The organism is Falsiroseomonas oryzae (assembly GCF_027856955.1).
Classification (GTDB): Bacteria; Pseudomonadota; Alphaproteobacteria; order Acetobacterales; family Acetobacteraceae; genus Falsiroseomonas; species Falsiroseomonas oryzae.
This window is the reverse complement of the sequence record NZ_JAPSMD010000742.1, coordinates 1-1,538: the sequence shown is the minus strand read 5'-3', so window position 1 is coordinate 1,538 and position 1,538 is coordinate 1. Positions and strand designations below refer to the sequence as shown.

At 75.0% G+C, this 1,538-nt stretch carries 2 protein-coding genes; both read left to right on the top strand.

All coding sequences use genetic code 11. The features are described from left to right. A partial coding sequence (locus tag OZN99_RS31270; protein WP_270939095.1) for a glycosyltransferase occupies positions 1-303 on the top strand: 303 nt, incomplete at its 5' end. 48 nt (positions 304-351) lie between these two features. After that, positions 352-1,538: TIGR03087 family PEP-CTERM/XrtA system glycosyltransferase (locus OZN99_RS31265; protein WP_270939094.1), on the top strand; the 1,187-nt coding region annotated here is incomplete at its 3' end.

Below are 1,538 nucleotides of genomic sequence, written 5' to 3'. Positions count from 1 at the left end.
CCCGCCATCGCCACCGATGTCGGCGGCACCGCGGACGCGGTGCTGCACGGCCGCACCGGCCTGCTGGTGCCGCCCGAGGACCCGGCGGCGCTGGCCGCCGCGCTGCGGCGCCTGCTGGACGATGCATCGGAACGCCGCGCGCTGGGCATCGCGGCGCGTCGGCACGCGCGCGAGGCCTTTGGCCTGGAAGCGATGGTGGCGGCCTTCGAGGCGCTCTATGCGGAACTGCTGGACGGCCCACGCAACCCGGCGCCGCGCCTCGGGCCGTATCGCAACCCGCTGCGTCGCGCACGCGGCAGCTGACGCGGCGGCTTTGCCGGCGGCGCGCAGTCGGGCAGAAGGGGCCGACCCATGTCCCGCCGCCTGCTCTTCATCGCCCACCGCATGCCCTACCCGCCCGACAAGGGCGAGAAGATCCGCGCATGGCACATCCTGGAACACCTGTCGCGCCGCTGGGATGTCGAGGCCGGCTTCCTGGTGGACGACCGCAACGACCTGGCGCACCTGCCGGTGCTGCAGCGCCACTGCGCCCATGTGGAATGGCGGCCCGCGCTGAGCCGGCGCCGCACCATGGCGCGCGCGCTGCTGCGCGTGCGGCCGGGACAGCCGCTCTCGCTCGGCTGGTTCCACGAGCCCGGGCTGTTCCGCTGGGCGCAGCAGGGCCTGGCGGAGGGGCGCTACGGCGCGGCCTTCGTCTATTCCTCGGCCATGGCGCCCTACGTCATGGGCCCGGCGGCGCGGCGCCCCGGCCTGGTCCGCGTGCTGGACATGGTGGATGTCGATTCCGAGAAGTGGCGCGCCTACGCCGCCAACGCGCGCACCCCGATGCGCCATGTCTGGGCGCGGGAGGCGCGGACGCTGCTGGCCTTCGAGCGCCGCGCTGCGCTGGAATTCGACCACGCCATCTTCGTCTCGGAGGATGAGGCGAAGCACTTCGCCGCCCTGGCGCCGGAGGCCGCCCCGCATGTCGGCTTCGTGGACAACGGCGTGGACCTGGCGCGCTTCGATCCGGCGCGCGATCACCCGAACCCCTACCAGGGCGACGCGCCCGCCATCGTCTTCACCGGCACGATGAACTACCGGCCGAACATCGAGGCCGTCGTCTGGTTCGCGGAGGAGGTGCTGCCGCGGCTGCGCGCCGCGCCGCCTGCCGGCGTCGCGCCGCCGGAGTTCCACATCGTCGGCACCAACCCGGCGCCTGCGGTGCAGGCCCTGGCGCAGCGTCCGGGCGTGCACGTGACCGGCGCGGTGCCGGACGTCCGGCCCTATGTCGCGCATGCGGCGGTCGCCGTCGCGCCGCTGCGCATCGCCCGCGGCATCCAGAACAAGGTGCTGGAGGCGATGGCGATGGCCCGCCCGGTGGTCGCCTCTCCCCAGGCTTTCGAGGGGGTGCGGGCGGAACCCGGGCGCGACCTGCTGGTGGCGGACGGCGCGGACGCGACCGCGACGCGGGTGGCGGAGGTGCTGGCCGGTGCGCATCCCGGTCTCGGCACGGCGGCGCGGGCGGCGGTAGCGGCGGGGCATGACTGGGACGCGAC